This is a genomic window from Stenotrophomonas sp. 10L48 (assembly GCF_056395105.1).
Genome location: NZ_JBFTIX010000003.1, coordinates 192,981 through 211,081, shown reverse-complemented (window position 1 = coordinate 211,081; position 18,101 = coordinate 192,981). Strand labels below are relative to the sequence as shown.

The window sequence follows — 18,101 nt, the reverse complement described above, 5'->3', positions numbered from 1 at the left end:
AACAGGAGCCAGCCTGACGCCGCATTGCGTTGCGCTTGTTACGGTGGATAAGACCGGGTTGGATGGCAGCGACTGAACCGCTGCAACAAAAATTTCATCTACAGATGACGGCCTGTCGGTCAGCACTGCAGGTGTCATCGCAACGTCATGCAGGCGTGTTGTGATCGCGCGCCCGCAGGATCCGCATGCTCAGCCCAACAGCACCACGTCGCCGGGCATGCTGACAACACGTGCGCCATAGGCATCGCGTACCAAGTCGATGAAGGTATCGATGCGCTGCAACGAAATACGGGCCTGCACACGGCGCTGCGACAACGTGCTGTCTGCGATGACGATGCGCCCGGTGCGGTAGCGGTTGATCTCTTCAACCACCTCCGACAGCGGCTGGTCATCGAACATCAACCAGCCGTGTCGCCACGCGTCGACGCGTTCGGTGGGCACCTCCCCCACCGAGGCAATGCGCGCGCCATCCAGCCGTGCCTGCCAGCCCTGCTGCAGCACCACTGTCCGCGCGCCACGGGCAAGCGCGGCGGTGCCAGCCAGGCAGGTCACCCGTACATCCCCACCCACGCAGCGCACGTTCACCCGAGCGCCCGGGTCCAGCGTCACCCGCGCGCCCTCCACCTGGATCTCGAAGCCACGCCGTGCCCACGCAGGTAGCGCGAATTGTGCCTCGCCCTGGCTCAACTGCAGTCCGCGCGCATGATCGTCGGACCGTCGCAGACGGGTGCGTGTACCCATCGCCACCGTCACCCCCTGGATCTCCAGCTCGCGGCGCTCACCGGTGGCGGTGCGGTAGTCCGCGCCCAGTGCCCCCAGCTCCGGCCACAGACCCAGTGGCGAACTGGCCGCCAGCCAGCAGCCACCTGCCGCCGCTGCGACTGCGCCGCCCAGGAATGCCCTGCGCCCCATTCGCGCGCGGCTGCGCGGCCGAGCAGGGCTGCCGGCATGGGCAGCTGGCGGCGGACTTGCCACCGGCTGCTCCTCACGGGCCACAGGCGCCTGTTCTGCCTGCGCACCCGTAGCCTGCAGCGCCGGCCCCAGCGCCTTCCACAGCGCGCGTGCCTGTGCAAACGCAGCGGCGTGGCGCGGGTCGAGCCCCCGCCATCGGCGGAAGGCGTCGGCGTCGGCTTCACTGACTGCCGCACCGTTCAGGCGCAGCAACCAATCCTGTGCCTGTTGCCGTACGTCTGCCGGCAGTGGGGAGGCCACATTCGTCTTCATATCAGTCATGACGGTTTTCCGGCGCCGGGACCGAACCGTTGCACCAACGGCCGGTCCAGCCGTCCTGCGCAGTGCTGCAGGGCCTTCTTCAGCTCCTTGCCGATCATCCGCGCCGACACCCCGTGCTGCAGGGCAATGGCCTCGATCGGCAACTGCTCGATGCGCGCCGCCACCAGGATGGCGCGCTGGCGCTCGGGCAGCTCGCGCAGCGCCTGCTCCAGCTGCGCCATTTCCACCTGGCCGAACGTCACCGTGGCCGGATCCAGATGGTCGGCGGTCTCGTCCATCAGCGCATCCAACTCGGTGCCGGTCAGCATCCGTGCGTGGGCCTGGCGCTGGTCGCTGGCGGCGTTGATCGACATGCGGAACAGATAGGCCACCGGGCTGCGCTGCGGCACGATATTGCCCATTCGCTCGACGCGCAGCCAGGTCTCCTGCAATGCATCCAGCGCCAGGTCGTCCGAGCCCAGGCGGCGGCGCAGGCGCTTGCGGAAGGCCTCGTAGTGGTCCAGGAACAGCCCGCGGAGTGCCGTCACAGTGCCCCCCTGCATGGCGGCGTGCGGCCCGCAGCGTGTGGCAGCAACAGCAGCGTCACCGGTTGCGGCAGGTCCGCCGGCAGCCCTGGCATGGCCAGGTCGTCCAACCGCTGCAGAATCGCGGCATCACGACGTGGGTCGCCGCTGCTTTCCATGACATCGGCGCGGCTCACCCGATGGTTGGCCGGGTCCAACCATAGTTGCAGCGCGACCCGATAGCCGCCCGGGCGCGTCGCGCGCGCGCCGCACAACGCTGTCTCCAGTGACTGCTGGATGACACGCGCCGCTCGGCGCCGGGACGCGGCGGGGTCTGTTGCAGAGGGTGTGCCGGCATTGGCTGGGCCTGCACCGCTGGACGCCGGGGTCTCACCCGCTACCAGCGTGAACCCGCCACCGTCGACAAAGCGAGGGGCCAGGCCCGTGCCCTGCAGCAGCATCTGCAGCGCCGGCAATGGCGCATGGCGTCCACTGACTGCCGTCGAGCGCAGGCCGCCCAGCATGCGGGCATCAATCAGTACCGCCACCCCTGTGGTCTCCCCATACACCTGCAACGCCTGTGGCAACGGTTGGGCTGGAATGTCGAACAGGTGGGTAGCCCCCTCGGGCGCAGCGCCCGCGCCGGCCCAGGCCAGCAGCGTCGGCGCCAGCATCCATGCGATGCACAATAGCCAGGCAACGCCGCGGATGCAGCGATCACGCCTTCCCGCCCGCATTGCCGGCCCCCCGTCCTGCGCTCCGGTGTCATCAAACTGCATGCAAGACACGCCAGCATCACAACGCCAAGCCGGTCACGTTAGGTCGGCTTCATTGCAACTTGGTGACACCCATGCATCTCTTGCGCTGGCTTGCTACGGGCGTCTTTCTGCTGCTACCGCCGCACGCGTGGGGCGGCCCGGCAAAGGCTGCGCCTAGGACCGCGCCCGCGCTCACGGCCGCCGACGCTGCTTGTATCGAACTGGAGGTCAACGGCGAACGCATCCCCGACTACGCCTGCATGAGCGAACGGTTGATGCCCGCCTCGCGCAAGCCCATGCCTGAGATGCCGGCGTCCGAGCAGCGGGTGCGGCAGGCGCCAACCGCGCTCGGTCTGGCCCATCGGGCTGCCGCCCAGCAGAGGATGGGGAATAGTTTTGGGATCTCCACGCGGCCTCAGCGGCCGATGGCACCGCCTCCAGCACCGCCGACAACGCGGCCGTGAGGTGGGGAATGCGGTATCGCTGCCGGACGGAATGCTGACATCACACATGTGGAACCAGCGCGCCCAGGGACGGTGGCAGACCGCCGCTCGACTCTTCAGCGCACTACAGCGCCGCCGAGCATCTGCCGAACACGTTGGCGGGCTTCTCCCGCAGGCTCACAGCAACCACCCGGTGCTTCTGCTCGCCGCAGCCCCCCATGACCCCATACATGATGAGAAGTCCCTTGTCGTTGACGTAGCCGATGAACGTGCCATTACCTTCATCCGAAGCGGTCCTGACGAGATAGACGCTCTCCCCGGGGGCTGGCTTCAGGCCACTCAACGGCAATGATCCGATCTTCCCTTCAACCTCTGATGCCGATACTGCGACCAGTGAGTTCTTCAACATCCACTCCGCTATGGCGGCTTCACTATCCGCATCAAGCGTGGAAATGCGGTCAAGCGGCAGAGTCGTTGAATTGCCAGGGAAGATCGCGTCGGATGAAACATCTACCCAGTCCGAGCTCCATTCTGAACGTTGAAATTTGTTGATGCTGCACCCGCCCAGCATTGGCAAGACCAGCAGCGCTGCGCGCAAGATGCCAGCCACCGGCCCTTTGATGATGTCCCTTGCTGGGGCACCTGGAATCTCCCTGCGCTTGCCGCGCCACAGAGCGGCCAGATGCCCGCTGGTGGGCGGACCCACCCGAACGGAATCACTCGCCGATACCCGGCCACGGTGCGTCTCATGCATGCCATGCCACTCCTAATTTTCCACACCGGACGTCACTGCGAGTCTATCCGCCAGCCCAGGGCCAGGATGTCGAGTGAGCTGGCAGTGGTGCAGGTTTCGATGCGGAAGCACTGAAGCCTTGGCAGCAACACACCCGAGGCCGCCCAGCGCCGTCTGCCATCGGCCAGTAGCTTGCTGTCCTCATCGACATATGCGCGGTCGATCGTGTCCTCACCCAGGACACCGAAGTTGAGCGCCAATCGTGCGCCGCGGCATTCAAGGAACACCACCCGCGCATTGCGCCCGTCGGGCCAGCGCACGTGGACCACTACTTCATCCTGGTTGCCCGGATTGCTGCGGTCAACGGACACCGCAACCAAGGTGGCGTCCGACCAGGGCAATGCGTTGAACTCAAGGATCATGCTTGGACGCCTTCATCTTGGCACGGGCGTAGCTTCGATCTGGCTTCACCTTGTCACAGCGGTTCCTCGCGCATGTATCACCATCGCTGGTACGTGGCATAGCAGAAGCGCAGCTACACAGAGCGCGGCATCGCCATCCATTGCTGCTCCATGTAGGCCCATATCAGCGGAAAGTCCGCGATCAGCCCGATGAATTGCGTATATAGCAAGAACAGAAGATACACGCCCATTGATGGGCGTGAACGAAGCACGATCCCACAGCCTCGACAGAGCTTTTTCGGCCGGCGCGCGAGCGCCGAAAGGATCGAAAATCGCTGCCGATCGGCGACGCACATGGGGCAGGCAAAGGTGAACAAGCGCATCAGACACCCTCTATGCCGTTCCGCACGTTCAACCATCATGTAATTTCCTTGCTACGCGCCCGGGGACTGAACACACAGCGGTACCAATAGGCGTCACTGCGCCTAAACCAAGTCGAGAAGGCAGTGTCACCTTTGCAGCGTCGGCTCAGCTGCACCGCACTCCGCACGGGTACATACCGTAGCGAACTAGAAGCGCGTCGCTAAATGCTGAGTACCATCTGCAACCCGTCCTCCAAAACGATCTTCGCGCGATCGAGGTCATGTCTAGAGATGGAGACCGACGTCAGCCCAACAGCTCGAGCGATCTCGCATTGCGAAAAGAATGAGTCGTACGTATCTATCATATCGACGTGGAACATCTTCCGTGGAGCATTTGCTACTACCCTGAAAAGATCAGTCATGAAGTTCCAAGCATCAATAACAGCATCTGGGCTAACTCCAACTCCCGAATCAATCGAAGATATCAAGGATTCGAAGTCGAGCAACGATTCACCCTCCCAGTCCAGGGTCCCGTCGCAAGCAGCGACTTCGTAATCGAGATCCTCCTTGCTACCGGCTGATACAGGCCTCCCATTTTTTGATAGCACATAATCATAGTCATCGGACACCCACGCAAACCAGACGACTCTCCCATGCGCAGCAACCCCAACCGGATATATATCAGCCATCACAAACTCCCGCCTAAATGCCGCCATCAACCCTGAGCTCTTCTGGAATTGCGTCCATCAGAGGATCTTGACTGAAATTGAAAAAGAATTCCTCAAAGAATCCGGGCTTCTCACCGCTAGGAGTGAAGTGCGTTTCCGCATATTTTTTTAGCTTGCTCAAGTTTGACCCCTGCCCTTTGCCGGGGTCCTGACCAAACTCCTTGCACACTCGCTGGGCATACTGAACAGGTGTCTCCCCATTCGTAGGATTTGTCCCCCGCGCCCAAGATGGTATGTCATTTTTTGACTTCCCTCCTTTAGGCGCAATTTTTTGCTGAGGCCGGCTGTACCACGAGTGCGATCTGCCCGCACCTGCACTAGCTCCAGTGCCCCGACCAGAATTACCTGGGGGCCGAACGACGACCGGAGGCCGAGCAAGTACGCAACCGGGACAGAGACCAAGCGAGTCATCCCTTTCCATAGGACCGGATTCAGCGTAGGCGTAAGTGCTGATCCCACCACTAAGGCCAATCGGATCACTCTGCGAATACCGCCCCACCGCCGGCTCATACTCGCGCTGATAGTTGTAGAACAGCTCACTCGCATTCGTCGCCTGCTGTCCCGGGAAGCGCAGTGCCAGCTCAAACAGCACGCCATCCCCATCAGGGTCATTGACCGGTGCCTGGTCGCCAAACACCTCACTCTTGCTGCTCCACTCCCAGATCGCGATATCGCGTATGGGGTCGATCACCACACGCGGCGTACCCAGGTGATCGGGCTGGATGTACGCCAGCCCCGGCACGCCCGTGGCGGGTGTCTGGATCAACGCCACCGGGTAGTTGTCCAGCCAGATCGCCTGTTGCTGCGCTTGCCCGGTCGTCGAGTAGTTGCCAACCCACTGCCCGGCTTCGTCATAGACCGTGACCTGCGCATCGCCACTGGCTGGCGCACGCAGCACGCGCTCACCGCGGTGGTTGTAACCGTAACTCTCCACCACAGCATCGCCCTGCTTCACCGCACTCATGCGGTTGGCATCGTTGTAGGCGAGCGTCTTGCTGCCAATGCTGGTGGTGTTGCCTGCGGCATCCTGGTTGCGCGCCTGACCGTCCACGGCAATCAGTCGATGGCTGTCAGCCGGATAGGTATAGCTTGCGGTCCCGGCCGACGTGGTCAGCGAGGTGCGGTTGCCGGTGGCGTCGTAGCCATAGGTTTCAATCGGCGTGCCCGTCGCACCGTCTTGGGTCTGGGTCAGTCGGCCGAGCGTGTCGTAGGCATACTTGGCCAGCACTTCCGAGCCTGCGCCGTTCTTCAGCTCGGTGATCGAGCCGACGGGATCGTAGCCGTAGCCCAGTGACAGACCGCCCGCCGCGGGGTCATGCACCGCCTGCGGACGGTAGTCCAGATCAAGCGGGCGCTGCAGCTGGCGGCCGTTGCCGTAGGTCCAGCCGGTCGCCGGCCCGAAGGCGGCGTAGGTCACGTTGTTGACCACCACCTGCCGGGCCTGTCCAGGGCGGGTCAGGCCGATCTGGCTGATCCGCCCCTGGTCATCGCGCACATAGTCCGCCACGCCTCCGTCCGGGTAGGTCAACGTGGTCAGGCGACCGGACTTGCTGTACGCATAGCGCAGGGTGCTGGCTACACCATTGATCGTCTGCACCTTGCGGGTGACCTGGCCGAAGCGGTCATGGCAGTACACGGTGCTGCCATTGGCGTGCAGCACCTGGCCCAGGCGACCCTTGGCGAAACGCTCGTCACTGGCACATACCGCTGGTGCGGTGTCGTAGTGATAGCCCACGTCCAGGTTGGGATCCGGATAGGCAATGCCGACCAGTCGATTGAGCGCGTCGTAGCTGTAGGTGGCGGTCACGCCGCGCGCATCAGTGCGGGTCTTGCGGTTGCCAGCGGCGTCAACCGTGAAAGTAGTGTTCCCGCTATCCGGGCTGACATGTCCGGTCAGATCACCAAAGCCGTTGTAGGCGTAGGTGGTGCGCAGACCCTTGGGATCGGTCACCTGGGTGACCTGATCCAACGCGTTGTACTGGCTGCGGATTTTCGCAGCAACACCGCCCACGTCCTGCAGGGACTGCGCCAGCCGGTTCAACGGATCGTATTGCTGGTTCGTCACCCGCTGCAGGGCATCGGTGACCGACTGCGGATTGCCATTGGCGTCGTAGGCAAAGCCGGTGGCGTTGTTGCCGGCATCCTTCAGCGCGGTCAGCTGCCCGAGGGTGTTGTAGACACGGGCCAGCGTGCGGCGCAGCGTACCCCCTGCATCGACCGTGTTTTCCTGCAGACGGTTGCCGGCGTTGTCCAAGGTGTAGTGAATGGTGTTGCCCGCACTGTCGGCAATGTCGGTGAGCCGCTGGGCGGCGTCGTAGACATAGGTGACGCTGCTGCCGTCGGGCTCGGTGACCTGCTGCACCTGGCCGGTGGGCCAGTAGCTCAGCTGGGTGCTGCGATCTTCGGCAGTGGTGGCGCCACGCACGGTGACCGACGTCGGCCAGCCACGTGGGTGATAGGTGTAGTCGGTCACCGCGCCATTGGCATCACGCACTGACAACGGGCGCCCGAAGGCATCGTAAGCGAGGGTCTCAACGGTATGGCCCAACGCACTGGTGACGCTGCGCAGATCGCCCCTGCGGAACGCACAGGTGCCGTTGGTCGCACACCCTGCATCGTCGGCGGTGTACCAGGCATAGGTCACGGTATCTGCCACGTCCGTACGCGGACCGTCGATGCTTTTCAGCAGGCCCACCTGCGGGCAGTCCTGACCTTCGGCTTCACAATAGTTCTGCGTGGTCACGCGGGTATGGTTGGTCGCTGTATCGCGCACGGTGACGCTGGTCGGCTGCAGGCGCGCGTTGCGGACAATGCGGGTTTCCTGGTTGCCGACCGTCTGCTGCACGAGGCGATTACTGTCGAGCGCGACACGCGTCTCGCTGATGCGTTGCTCGGGGGTACCCGCCGCTTCCGTCGTCGTTGTCACGGCTACTGTACCGGCGGCCGGGTCGCTGGCCTCTGCGTAGGCGTACTGGGTGACCACGCCGCGTCGGTCGGTCGAGGACTGCAGGCGGCGGCGGAAGTCCGTGGCCTCTGGGAGGTAGGTACGACCGGCGGTGCCGCTGCTGTCGGTGATGCCATTGACCTTGCGTGGCAGGCCGCTGGTGCCGCTTGCGGTAAGCGCGTACGTGCTCTGCTTGCCGAGTGCATCGGTGACGATGACCGGGCCGGCGGTCGTGTAATCCAGCCGCACCCCATCAATGCCGACATCCGCCTGTGTGCAGTCGCCCGAATGACGGCTGCAGGTCACACGCCCCTTGGCGTCGTAGCCAAACCAGCTATAGCGCCGGCTATCCTCGGCGGTGACGCCTGTCAGGTATCCAGGGAAGCGGGCATCTTCGTAGTGATAGGTCCTTACTCCGCCGTCGGCATAGGTGACTGTGGTCAGTTCGCCTGCCACGGAATAGCCGTACGCGGCCACGACCTGACCGGCTACCGAAATCGTCGAAATCAGCGCATCGTCGCCAGGCGCACCGTACTGGATATCCAAACGACGACCAGAGGAATGGGTGATGCCGAGGAGCCGGCCACGAGCGTCGCGCTCATAGACCAATGACGTGCCATCTTCAAAGTCGCGGCGCTGCATCAGCCCGTCGGAGCCGAACTCGATGCGTTCCTGCGCCCTTGACAACAGCCAGCCACTGCCTTGCTGCACCGCACGATCGCCACTGCCATCCGTTGCCTCGTACTGAGCCCCCACCTTCTGGAAGGAAATCTGGCCGCCATTTTCCTCAATCAGCCCGACCTTCACATCGGTGCTCGGTGGGAATGTCGAGTCGTCCACCGCAGCTGTGAGCCGCAGGTTGTGCGAGTGCGTCCAGCCAGTCCCAAGTGCTCCGCCCGCTGTACTGGTAAGCGAATGATAATGGCGACGGAAGCTGATCCAGCCGAAATCGAAATCGAATTCTGGCTGGGACTTGTCACCCGTTGTCGGATCACACGGATTTCCCACCGGGCACTGCTGGGGCGGCAGCGGGGTACTCGTATACGCCAGCATTGGCGCCATCATCGGCTCATCCTGCTGAATCAGCGAGCACATCTGGATGGCTTCATTCCACAACATACCGGATCGATTCGGACACTCAGCTGTCCTATCGCGGCGCACGTATTCCCATCCCTTCATCTCTGAGCAGCTCTGTGTACCTGCGTAGAAACGATTCTGGGTATAGTGAAATTTCTTGTCCTCGTGTGTGATGCTTCCGTCGTCTCCGACGCCAAGGCCTGGAAATTCAGCCCACTCCTCCTCCGTCAGCGTGGTTGCCGGACATTGGGGGTCGCTCGCGTTGAGACCAAGGATCGCCTCCCGGACCTCATCTTCAGACGCATACTCCTGATCCGAGTAAACGTAGACCCAGTCTGTGCTGACAATAGCCTCGGGCTTGGCCCGGTAGTCATAGATGACTTTGTTTGCCTGCACGCGCTGCCGCTTCACTTCCCAGACGAACGGCCTGTCGTCCTCGTACCGGGCAAAGAAGGCCCTGATGTCCTTCTGCACTGCAGCTTCGGTGGCCCGTGGCTGGCCCATCGACAGGTAGCTCTCCCACTTCTTCTTCACCTCCTGCGCCTGCACCGCAGTGGTACCCACGCACCCCAGCACGGCCATCGCCAGCACTGCGCACGACAGATCCTTCAATCGCTTCAACATCCCTGTTCTCCTTCCTGGGCGGTTACCGCACCGGGAGGAACGAAGGCGCTCGGGCAGCCATTGCCCTTTCCCGCCCTGCGTCGGATCGTCCCTGTTCCGGATTGCGGCGTGGCCGCATGGGGACGTTATCTCCGATGTGGGTTACGCATTCAAGTCAGAAAGTGTGGAGCGGGTCGAATTTCAGAGTTTTCTGATAACCGCCAACCATCGATAATGGCCCGAAGATACAAAAACGCCGGGCAATGCCCGGCGTCTCCGTCACAGCGTGGAAGGGTGTAGACCTCAGTACTTTCCGTCAAACGCAAAAATCGGCTTGCGCTTCTGCCACAGGCCCGCGGTGAAATCCGGGAACTCCAGCGTCTGGAAACTGTTGGCGATCGACTGCTCGCTCAACGGGGTAATCGCGCTCCACGTCACTGCGTCGTAGATGTCGATCGGCATCGGCGCCTTGGCCTTCAGTGCTTCCACGAACGCATGGATCACGAACCAGTCCATGCCGCCATGGCCGGCGCTGGCAGCGGTGTCGGCATTCTGCTTCCACAGCGGATGTTCGTACTGGTCCTGGTACTTCTTGAACTCTTCCCACTGGTGCGGCGGGCTGCGGCCTTCGATGTGGATCGAATGGTTCACGTCCATCCACAGGCCCTTGGTGCCCTGCACGCGGAAGCCCATCGAATACGGTCGCGGCAGCGAGGTGTCGTGCTGCAGCAGGATGGTCTCGCCGTTCTCGCAGGCCAGCGTGGTGGTGACGATGTCGCCGAGCTTGAACTTCACCCTGGTGCTCGGATGGGTGGTGCCGCCGCTCTTGGCTACGGTGTATTCGTGCAGGCCACGCGCCTTGGTGGCGAATGCGTTGATGTGGGTGAAACGGTTGCCGCGGTTGATGCCGGTATACATCGCGCACGGGCCGATGCCGTGGCTGGGGTAGAGCTCACCATTGCGCTCCACCGAGTGTTCGGTGCGCCAGCGTGCTTCGCTCCAGCCCTTGGGGCCGAATTCCACGCCGCTGTCGTAGGGCTGGTTCGGGTCGCCGGAGTTGAACTTCACCCCGCGCAGGTCGTGCTGGTAACCGGCCTGCAGGTGCACCAGTTCGCCGAACAGACCCTGCCGCACCATCTGCAGGGCCGCCATCACGTCACGGCGGTAACAGACGTTCTCCAGCAGCATGTACGGGGTGCCGGTGCTCAGCTGGGTCTTCAGCACGTCCCAGTGATCCTGCAGGGTGATGCCGGCCACCACTTCGCAGCCCACGGCCACGCCGGTCTGCATCGCGGCAATCGCCATCGGTGCGTGGTACTCCCACGGCGTGGCGATGATCACGCCATCGATGCCCTTCTGCTCCAGCAGGCGCTTCCACGCGTTGATGTCGCGGTCCTGGCCGTAGGTCTTCGGCGCGGGCTTGCCCGCCTTGCTGACCATGTCCACGGCGCGGCCGAGCATGATCGGCTCGATATCGCACAGGGCAACGACCTCCACGTCGTCTCGGCGCACCAGTTCCTTCAGCAGCACCAGGCCACGCATGCCGGTACCGATCACGGCCAGGCGTACCTTGCGGCCACGTGCCCATGCCGGGGTCTGCGGCAGCAGGCTGCTGGCGGCGACAGCGGCGCTGGCCGCGATGAATTCCCTACGCTTCATGGCAAACACTCTCCTCTTGAAGGCGCGCCAGCCTGGGCCGGCGCGCCTGGTCACGCAAACGGAATTACTTGAACCGGTAGCCGATGGTCACACTGTAACCACGACCGAAGATGGTGGCGTAGTCACTGGAGTCACCCAGGAAGCTGTTGGGATCGTAGAACGGCAGGCGGTTGAACAGGTTCTTGACGGTGAAGCTCAGGTTCCACGCGTCATCCGGGCGCCAGGTGACGCTCATGTTGGCGGTCCACCACGACGGTGCACCATCGCACTTGCTCTTTTCCAGGGCCAGGTAACCGCCGGTGCAGGTTTCCTTGTTGTTGCTTTCTTCGTCGATCTGGTCGGTGGCCCACTTGGTGCCGCCCACGTAGTTGACGAACATGCTGGTGGTGACCTGCTTGTAGGTCCAGTCGGCATTGAGCGTCGCACGCAGGCGCGGGTTGTTGTAATAGCCCACCACGTCGCCGTAGTACCAGCCGTTCTGTTCATCCATGTAGAAGCGGTTGCGGTTGGCGATGGTGGCTGCCAGGCCGATGTTCAGCCCGCCCCACTCACCCAGCGAGAAGCGGCTGCGCGCATCGATGTCGAAGCCATCGATCAGGGTCTTGCCGCGGTTCTTGTACTGGCCCACCACGCTGGCCACGTTGCCGGCCGAGTAGCCCGGCAGCGTTCCCGGGCAGCTCACACCGCTTGCCGGGTCGGCGCACATCGCCGCCAGCTGCGCCAGATTGGCGCGGTCGCTGTCGGTGATCGGCGAGCGCGACGAGGAGATGATGTCTTCGGCGCGGCGGTAGTCCGGGGCAACGATTTCGTTGTCGCGGTAGATGAACCAGTAATCGGCCGACACCGACAGCCAGCTGGCCGGCTCGTAGACGAAGCCCAGCGTGGCGATCTTCGCCTTCTCCGGCTTCAGGTTCTGGTTCGGCTGGGTCATGCGGGCCACGGTGCGGCTGCAGTCCACGTTGAGCAGGCTCTTGCCCAGGTCGACATCACCGCCGCGCTGCGATTTCAGCAGCAGGTTGGCGATGGCGTTGGTCTCGGCGCAGCGCAGTTCATCACGGTAGCCGCCCAGCTGCGCGTACACGCCGCCGTTGCCGGACTCGGCCAGGCTGGGGGCGCGGAAGCCGGTGGAATAGGTACCGCGCAGCATCAGCTGGTCGAACGCCTGGTACTTGAAGCCGATCTTCGGCGCGACGTTGGCGCTGAAGTTCGGGTACTTGTCCACGCGCACGGCCGCGTCCAGCTCCAGCTTCTCGGTAATCGGCGCCACCGTTTCAGCAAACAGCGCATAGGTGTTGCGCGCGCCATCGAACCACGAGCCACCCTGCTGGGTGATCAGGCCGGCGGCCGCGTCGGCGTTGCCGGGGGTGTAGAAGGTTTCGCGGCTGGCGTTGAAACCGAACGCGGCGCGCATGTCACCGGCCGGCAGCTGGAACAGCGGGCCTTCGATCTTGCCATCCAGCGTATGCAGGCGCGTCCACGACTGGATGTCGAAGGTCGGGAAGGCGCCGCGGATCAGTGCGGCGTTGGCCTCGCTGATCTCACCGAACTTGTACGCCGGATGATCGGAGATGATCACACGGCCCGTGCCCGGGTCGATGCTGTAAGGACCGAAGGCCTTCTCGAAGCCCTTCACGTTGACGTTGATCGTCTGGTAGGTGGTCGAGTGCGTGCCGGCGGTGGCGAACGCGGTTTCCCAGTTCCAGTCACCGACGTTGCCACGCGCGCCGGTCAGCACGCGGTAGCTCTTGTCGGTGTTGCGCTGGCCGAAGTAGTTGGCGCCGGCATCCTGCAGCAGGTACTGCAGGCCGACAACGCCACCCATCATTGCCTTCAGCTCGGGGCTGGCGTGGTTGTACTCGTTGTTCGGGCCCAGGAACGGATACAGGAACTGGTTGACGTTGTTTCCGGTATCGCGCGAGAACCAGCTGGTCGGGTTGCCGGTGGTGGTGCCGTAGCTGCGCGGGGTACCGCCGTTGGCACGCAGGTCGATATCGGTATAGGTGGCCTCGGCGAAGATCTCGGTGCTGTCGCCCACCAGGAAGGTGCCGTTGAGGTAGGCGGTGTTGCGCTCGGATTTGGCGCCGGCGTCGATCTCGTTGTTCATCCAGGTTTCCCAGACGCAACGCGGGCCGGCCGCTTCACTGGTCAGCACGTTCTTGCAGCCCGGTGCGGCTTCCTGCACGCGGCGGCCGGTCACCGGATCGAACGCGAAATAGCTGCCCGGGTTGAACTCACCCGGCTTGCTGCCCACGCCCAGGCGCAGGTTGTTCAGGTAGTTGGGGTTGTTGACGTAGTACTGGTCCGGGCGCTTGTCATAGAAGTCGGCCAGCGGAATCGCGTCGCGGCGGTACATGTTCACCGCGCCGTAGATGTTGAAGCGGTTCTCGGTGAGGTCACCGAAGCCGGCGGTGATGCTGGCCTGGCGCTCGCCGTAGGAGTCGATGCGCGAGGAGGTGTCGTTGGTGAAGCTGATCTCCGCGCCCTGGAAGTTGCGCTTGGTGATCACGTTGATCACGCCGGCCACCGCGTCGGTGCCGTACACCGCCGAGGCGCCGTCGGTCAGCACTTCCATGCGTTCGATGGCGGCGGCGGGAATCGCATCGATGTTGACGAACTGGGTCTGGAAGCCCGCCGGCGCGCCGTAGTACGACAGGCGGCGGCCATTCAACAGCACCAGCGTGCCCTGTGCGCCGAGGCCGCGCAGGTTGGCCTGCGAAGCGCCGTCGGAGCCGGTGAACAGCGAGCGCGAATCCTGCTGCGCTGGCCGGGCAGCAGGCAGGTTGTCGAGCACCTGCAGCAGCGTGCGCGCACCCATGTTCTGGATGTCCTGCTTGCTGATCACCTGCACCGGCGAGGCGGTTTCAACGTCGGTGCGGCGGATGTTGGAACCGGTGACCTCGATGCGGGCCAGGTCGGTGGCCTTGTCCTTGCTCTCCTGGGCGAAGGCAGGAACGGCGACCGACAGCAGCACGCCGGCGATGGCCAGCGACAATGGTGCGATCGAACGACAGGGGGGGCGGTGGTGGCGGGCGGGCAACATCGGGGTTCTCTCCTGGCAGGGGTGCGGCGCGAATGGTGGATCGGCGGGCAAAACGCTCCCGGGCCACGGCTCCCACCGTCGTGGTGAAGCCGTAGTCGGAATGGGCGGGGAGGAGCGGTGTTACGTGGCGGTCATGGGGCGACGATGCTGGCGGAGTCGCCCTCCTGGCCGATCAGCACGGCGTTGGCCCAGTTGGCACAGACCTGGGCGGGTTGGCTGCCCTGCGCACCCAGCGTGCGCAGGCTCAGGGTGGAAAGGCCACGGATGTCCAGCTCCGGCTTGACCACGCCGGGTGCCTTCACCAGGCCGCTGTCATACAGCAGGCGGTTGTCGCCCCAGACCTGGAACTGCAGGCCACCGGCCGTGCGGCAGGCGTCGTCAATGCCGAGGTCGGCACGCAGCAGGCGCCATCCCCCCTGCAGGCGCAGGTCGATGCGGCTGTTGGCGGACACGCCCAGGCCGCGGCGGAACTGCAGGCCGTTCATGCGCATGCCGGCGTCGCCGGTGAACGCCTTGTCGGCGTGCACCTGGCTGGCCAGCGCGGCCGGCACCGGCAGCTCGGAGAGATAGCGCTGCCGGGCCGGTCGCTCCGGTTCCTGGTGTTCGAGGATGTGGAAGGTGGACAGCGCAATCGGGCCGACGTCGCGCGGTTGCAGCGCGTCGAAGGCACGCGCACTGCCCTGTGCAGCGGTCACCATCGGATCGGCGCTGGAGGCACCGTCACCTTCGGGGTTCTGCACGCTCAACACGCGGAAGCGCAGCAGGCGGCCGGCGTGGGCCGGGAAGTCGATGCGCTGCGTGCCTTCCTTCAGCTGCAGGTAGCCGCGGGCAATCGGTTCACCCCACTCGCCGTTGCTGTCGCCCAGGTACACTTCGTAGTCGCGCACCTGGCCGTGCTTCCAGTTCTTGTCGTTGCGCGGCGCGATGTCGATGCCATCAATCATCTTCCGTTCGCCGAAACCGATCACCCACTCATGGGCACCGGTGCGCACGGCCTGGTTGCGCACGCTGCGGAACCAGGTGGCCGGATCATCATCGAAGGCATTTTCCAGCGCATGGCCGGGTTCTTCGGCCGGGCGGTTGACCACCAGCAGGCTGTCGGCCGGCAGTTCGCGGCCCAGCACCGGTGCAGCCGGATAGGCATCGTCGGCGGCCGCTGCGGCGACGGCGAAGTCCAGCTGCAGCTGCAGCGGCTGGCGGATGTCCTGCGCCGCGGTGCGTACATGCAGGGTGCCGCGACGCTCCTTGGCATCGAAGTACCAACCCTCGCTGGCGCTGTTGAATGCGGTCGCGTCGGCCAGCGCCGGCAGCGCGCGGCCAGCGGCCTGCACCGCACGCGGCGCCTGCCGGCTGAGCACGCGCAGGCCATAGCGGCGCTGTGCCAGCTGGCCGTTGTACTGGCCCTGTACCGCATCGATCTGCACCTGTACCGGGCCGCTGCCCTGTGCCGGCGCCTGCACACTGATCCGCTGCGTGCTCGATTCGCCCTGCTGGTAGCGGCGGGTGTTGCCGTCATCTTCGTACAGCGTGTACTGCGAATCACCCTGCGGGTACAGGTCGAAGGTCACTTCATCGAGCGGTTTCTCGCCGTCGAACAGCATCGACGGGTACATCGGCAGGATCGCACCGGCACGCACGAACACCGGCAGCGTGGCCAGGTCCACCTGGCGGTCCAGCTGGCGGCCATCGGCGGCGGCCTGCACGCGGCGGCCATCCCAGTAGTCGATCCAGCCGCCGGCGGGCAGGTGGATGTCGCGGCGCCAACCACGGCTGGCGGCCTGGCTGCGGTACACCGGTGCAACCAGCAGGTCGCGGCCGAGCAGGAACTGGTACTTGTAGGTTTCATCCTGCGCGTACGGATCGCGCGGGTTGTCCCACATCAGGCCACGCACCGGCGGTGCACCGGTCTGCGCAGCCTCATGCACCAGCCCATACATGTACGGGGTCAGGCGCATCTTCAACTTCAGGTAATCGCGGTTGATGCTGCGGTAGGGCTCGTCGTACCACCACGGGTGCTTGCGCGCATTCGACGACCAGCCGCTCATGCCCATCAGCACCGGGGTGAACGCCTTCCACTGCAGGTCGCGGGTGAAGGTCTCGGCGCTGCCGCCGAAGATCGCGTCCACATCGCCGCTGGCGTAGGCCATGCCGGACAGGCCCGAACCCACCAGGGTCGGCACATGCCAGCGGATGTAGTCCCAGCTGCTGCTCTGGTCGCCGGTCCAGGCCACGGCATAGCGCTGGATGCCGGCCCAGCCCATTACCGTCCACAGGAACGGGCGGGAATCGGAATTGTCGAGGATGCCGTTGAATGCCTGGCGGTTGGCATCCATCGCGAACTGGTAGCCCTTGCCGGTCCAGGCCACGTCCAGTTTCTGCACGCGGCTGCCGGCCTTGCCCACTTCCCAGGCGATCTTGTCGACGCCGTTCTCGGTCCACAGGCCGGTGCGGAAGCCGTACCCGGCCAGGCCCTTCACCGTCTCCGGCAACTGCTTGTAGCCGCAGCCATAACCATCGTTGGGCAGGATCCAGCCGCCGGGCATGTCGTTGGCGCGGTACTGCTTGGCCACGCTGTTGATCACATCCGGTGTGGTGCCGGTCGGGCCGTCGCTCCAGCCCTCGGGCACGGTGCCGGGCTTCTTGCCGTTGTCGCCATCGTTGTAGCAATCGGCATCGCCGTAGGACAGCGCCCAGCGCGCGACCATGTTCGGGCGGCCGGTCAGCTGGGTGTAGCGCTCGATCAGCTTCGGCAGGTCGGCGCCAACGAAGTAGTACGCATCGAAGCGGTCTTCACGATGCAGCAGGGTGGCCTGGTCGCTCTGCCGCAGGTCGTAGCTGCCATCGCTCCACGTATTGCGCAGCATGCCCCAGCCACGGCTGCTCAGCAGCATCGGTGCCGGGCTCGGGCGATCCCCCTCTTCCCAGCCGCCGGAGTACGAGACGTCCAGTTCGCGGCCCTTGAACTGGTAGCGGCCGTTCTGCTGGCCACCGCCGTAATAGCCTTCATCGGCCTGCGAGGACAGCACCTGCACGCTCTGCGCGGCATCCAGGTCCAGCGGCTGCAGTTCCTGCCACAGCGCGGTGGGCTGGCCGTTGTCCAGGCGCTCCAGGCGCAGGCGCAACGGCTGCCGCTGCACATGCAGCACGAGTGCAGCGGTACGCACGCGGATCTCCTGCGCATCTTCTTCCAGCTGTGCCTGCACGTTGGCCTTGGGCTGCGGCAGCACGATCGGCGCGGCCTTGTCACCGGCACCAGTCAGCTTGCCGTTGCGGCCGGCCTGTACGCGGATGATGTCGGTGGCCGGCAGTTCAATGCGGATGCGCGTGCCGTTGTCGGTCTGCAGGTCCCAGCCATTTACACCGTCGGTGCTGGCACTGGCGCTGACCGAGCGCAGGTTGCCGACCGGTGCGGCCTGGGCCGACAGGGACGCCGACAGCAGTGCCGGCAACAGGGCCAGCAGCAGTGGCGAACGACGAACGCAGATTTCCACACGGACTCCCAACCCGTTCACCGGGCGTTTCGAAAGCGGTTGGGCCGACTCTAGGGCAGCGATTCGAAAGATGTCAACAAATTGAAAGGAAAAAGGAAGATATATTTACATGAAACGAAAGTTGTT

At 64.3% G+C, this 18,101-nt stretch carries 11 protein-coding genes; all 11 read right to left on the bottom strand.

What is annotated here, in order from left to right; genetic code table 11:
- Positions 1–189: 189 nt before the first annotated feature.
- The 11 genes from AC1DCU_RS06510 to AC1DCU_RS06460 all read right to left on the bottom strand — a co-directional run bounded on the left by AC1DCU_RS06510 (position 190) and on the right by AC1DCU_RS06460 (position 17,975).
- The gene (locus AC1DCU_RS06510; RefSeq protein ID WP_081794581.1) at positions 190–1,233 is read right to left on the bottom strand and encodes a FecR family protein; all 1,044 of its coding nucleotides are present in this window, start codon (positions 1,231–1,233) and stop codon (positions 190–192) included.
- Complete coding sequence (locus AC1DCU_RS06505; RefSeq protein WP_235189972.1) at positions 1,230–1,760, bottom strand: RNA polymerase sigma factor; 531 nt, start codon at positions 1,758–1,760, stop codon at positions 1,230–1,232. The genes AC1DCU_RS06510 and AC1DCU_RS06505 overlap by 4 nt, the downstream gene beginning before the upstream one ends.
- A complete protein-coding gene (locus AC1DCU_RS06500; RefSeq protein WP_152543314.1) occupies positions 1,757–2,410 on the bottom strand; it encodes an STN domain-containing protein in 654 nt (217 codons plus the stop codon). The genes AC1DCU_RS06505 and AC1DCU_RS06500 overlap by 4 nt, the downstream gene beginning before the upstream one ends.
- A gap of 651 nt (positions 2,411–3,061) precedes the next feature.
- Positions 3,062–3,691: a hypothetical protein gene (locus AC1DCU_RS06495; RefSeq protein WP_235189971.1), complete on the bottom strand. Its 630-nt coding sequence runs from the start codon at positions 3,689–3,691 to the stop codon at positions 3,062–3,064.
- A 32-nt stretch (positions 3,692–3,723) separates the two neighbouring features.
- A complete protein-coding gene (locus AC1DCU_RS06490) occupies positions 3,724–4,092 on the bottom strand; it encodes a hypothetical protein (protein ID WP_282279539.1) in 369 nt (122 codons plus the stop codon).
- A gap of 113 nt (positions 4,093–4,205) precedes the next feature.
- Positions 4,206–4,493 (bottom strand): hypothetical protein, encoded by a 288-nt coding sequence (locus AC1DCU_RS06485; RefSeq protein ID WP_051585062.1) that lies wholly within the window; start codon positions 4,491–4,493, stop codon positions 4,206–4,208.
- A gap of 161 nt (positions 4,494–4,654) precedes the next feature.
- Positions 4,655–5,122: a hypothetical protein gene (locus AC1DCU_RS06480; protein WP_282279540.1), complete on the bottom strand. Its 468-nt coding sequence runs from the start codon at positions 5,120–5,122 to the stop codon at positions 4,655–4,657.
- A 13-nt stretch (positions 5,123–5,135) separates the two neighbouring features.
- The gene (locus AC1DCU_RS06475) at positions 5,136–9,806 is read right to left on the bottom strand and encodes an RHS repeat-associated core domain-containing protein (RefSeq protein ID WP_442251327.1); all 4,671 of its coding nucleotides are present in this window, start codon (positions 9,804–9,806) and stop codon (positions 5,136–5,138) included.
- A 282-nt stretch (positions 9,807–10,088) separates the two neighbouring features.
- Complete coding sequence (locus AC1DCU_RS06470) at positions 10,089–11,444, bottom strand: Gfo/Idh/MocA family protein (protein ID WP_442251326.1); 1,356 nt, start codon at positions 11,442–11,444, stop codon at positions 10,089–10,091.
- Between the two features lie 64 nt (positions 11,445–11,508).
- A complete protein-coding gene (locus tag AC1DCU_RS06465) occupies positions 11,509–14,484 on the bottom strand; it encodes a TonB-dependent receptor domain-containing protein (protein ID WP_032976876.1) in 2,976 nt (991 codons plus the stop codon).
- 131 nt (positions 14,485–14,615) lie between these two features.
- A complete protein-coding gene (locus tag AC1DCU_RS06460) occupies positions 14,616–17,975 on the bottom strand; it encodes a TIM-barrel domain-containing protein (protein ID WP_442251335.1) in 3,360 nt (1,119 codons plus the stop codon).
- Positions 17,976–18,101: the final 126 nt, after the last annotated feature.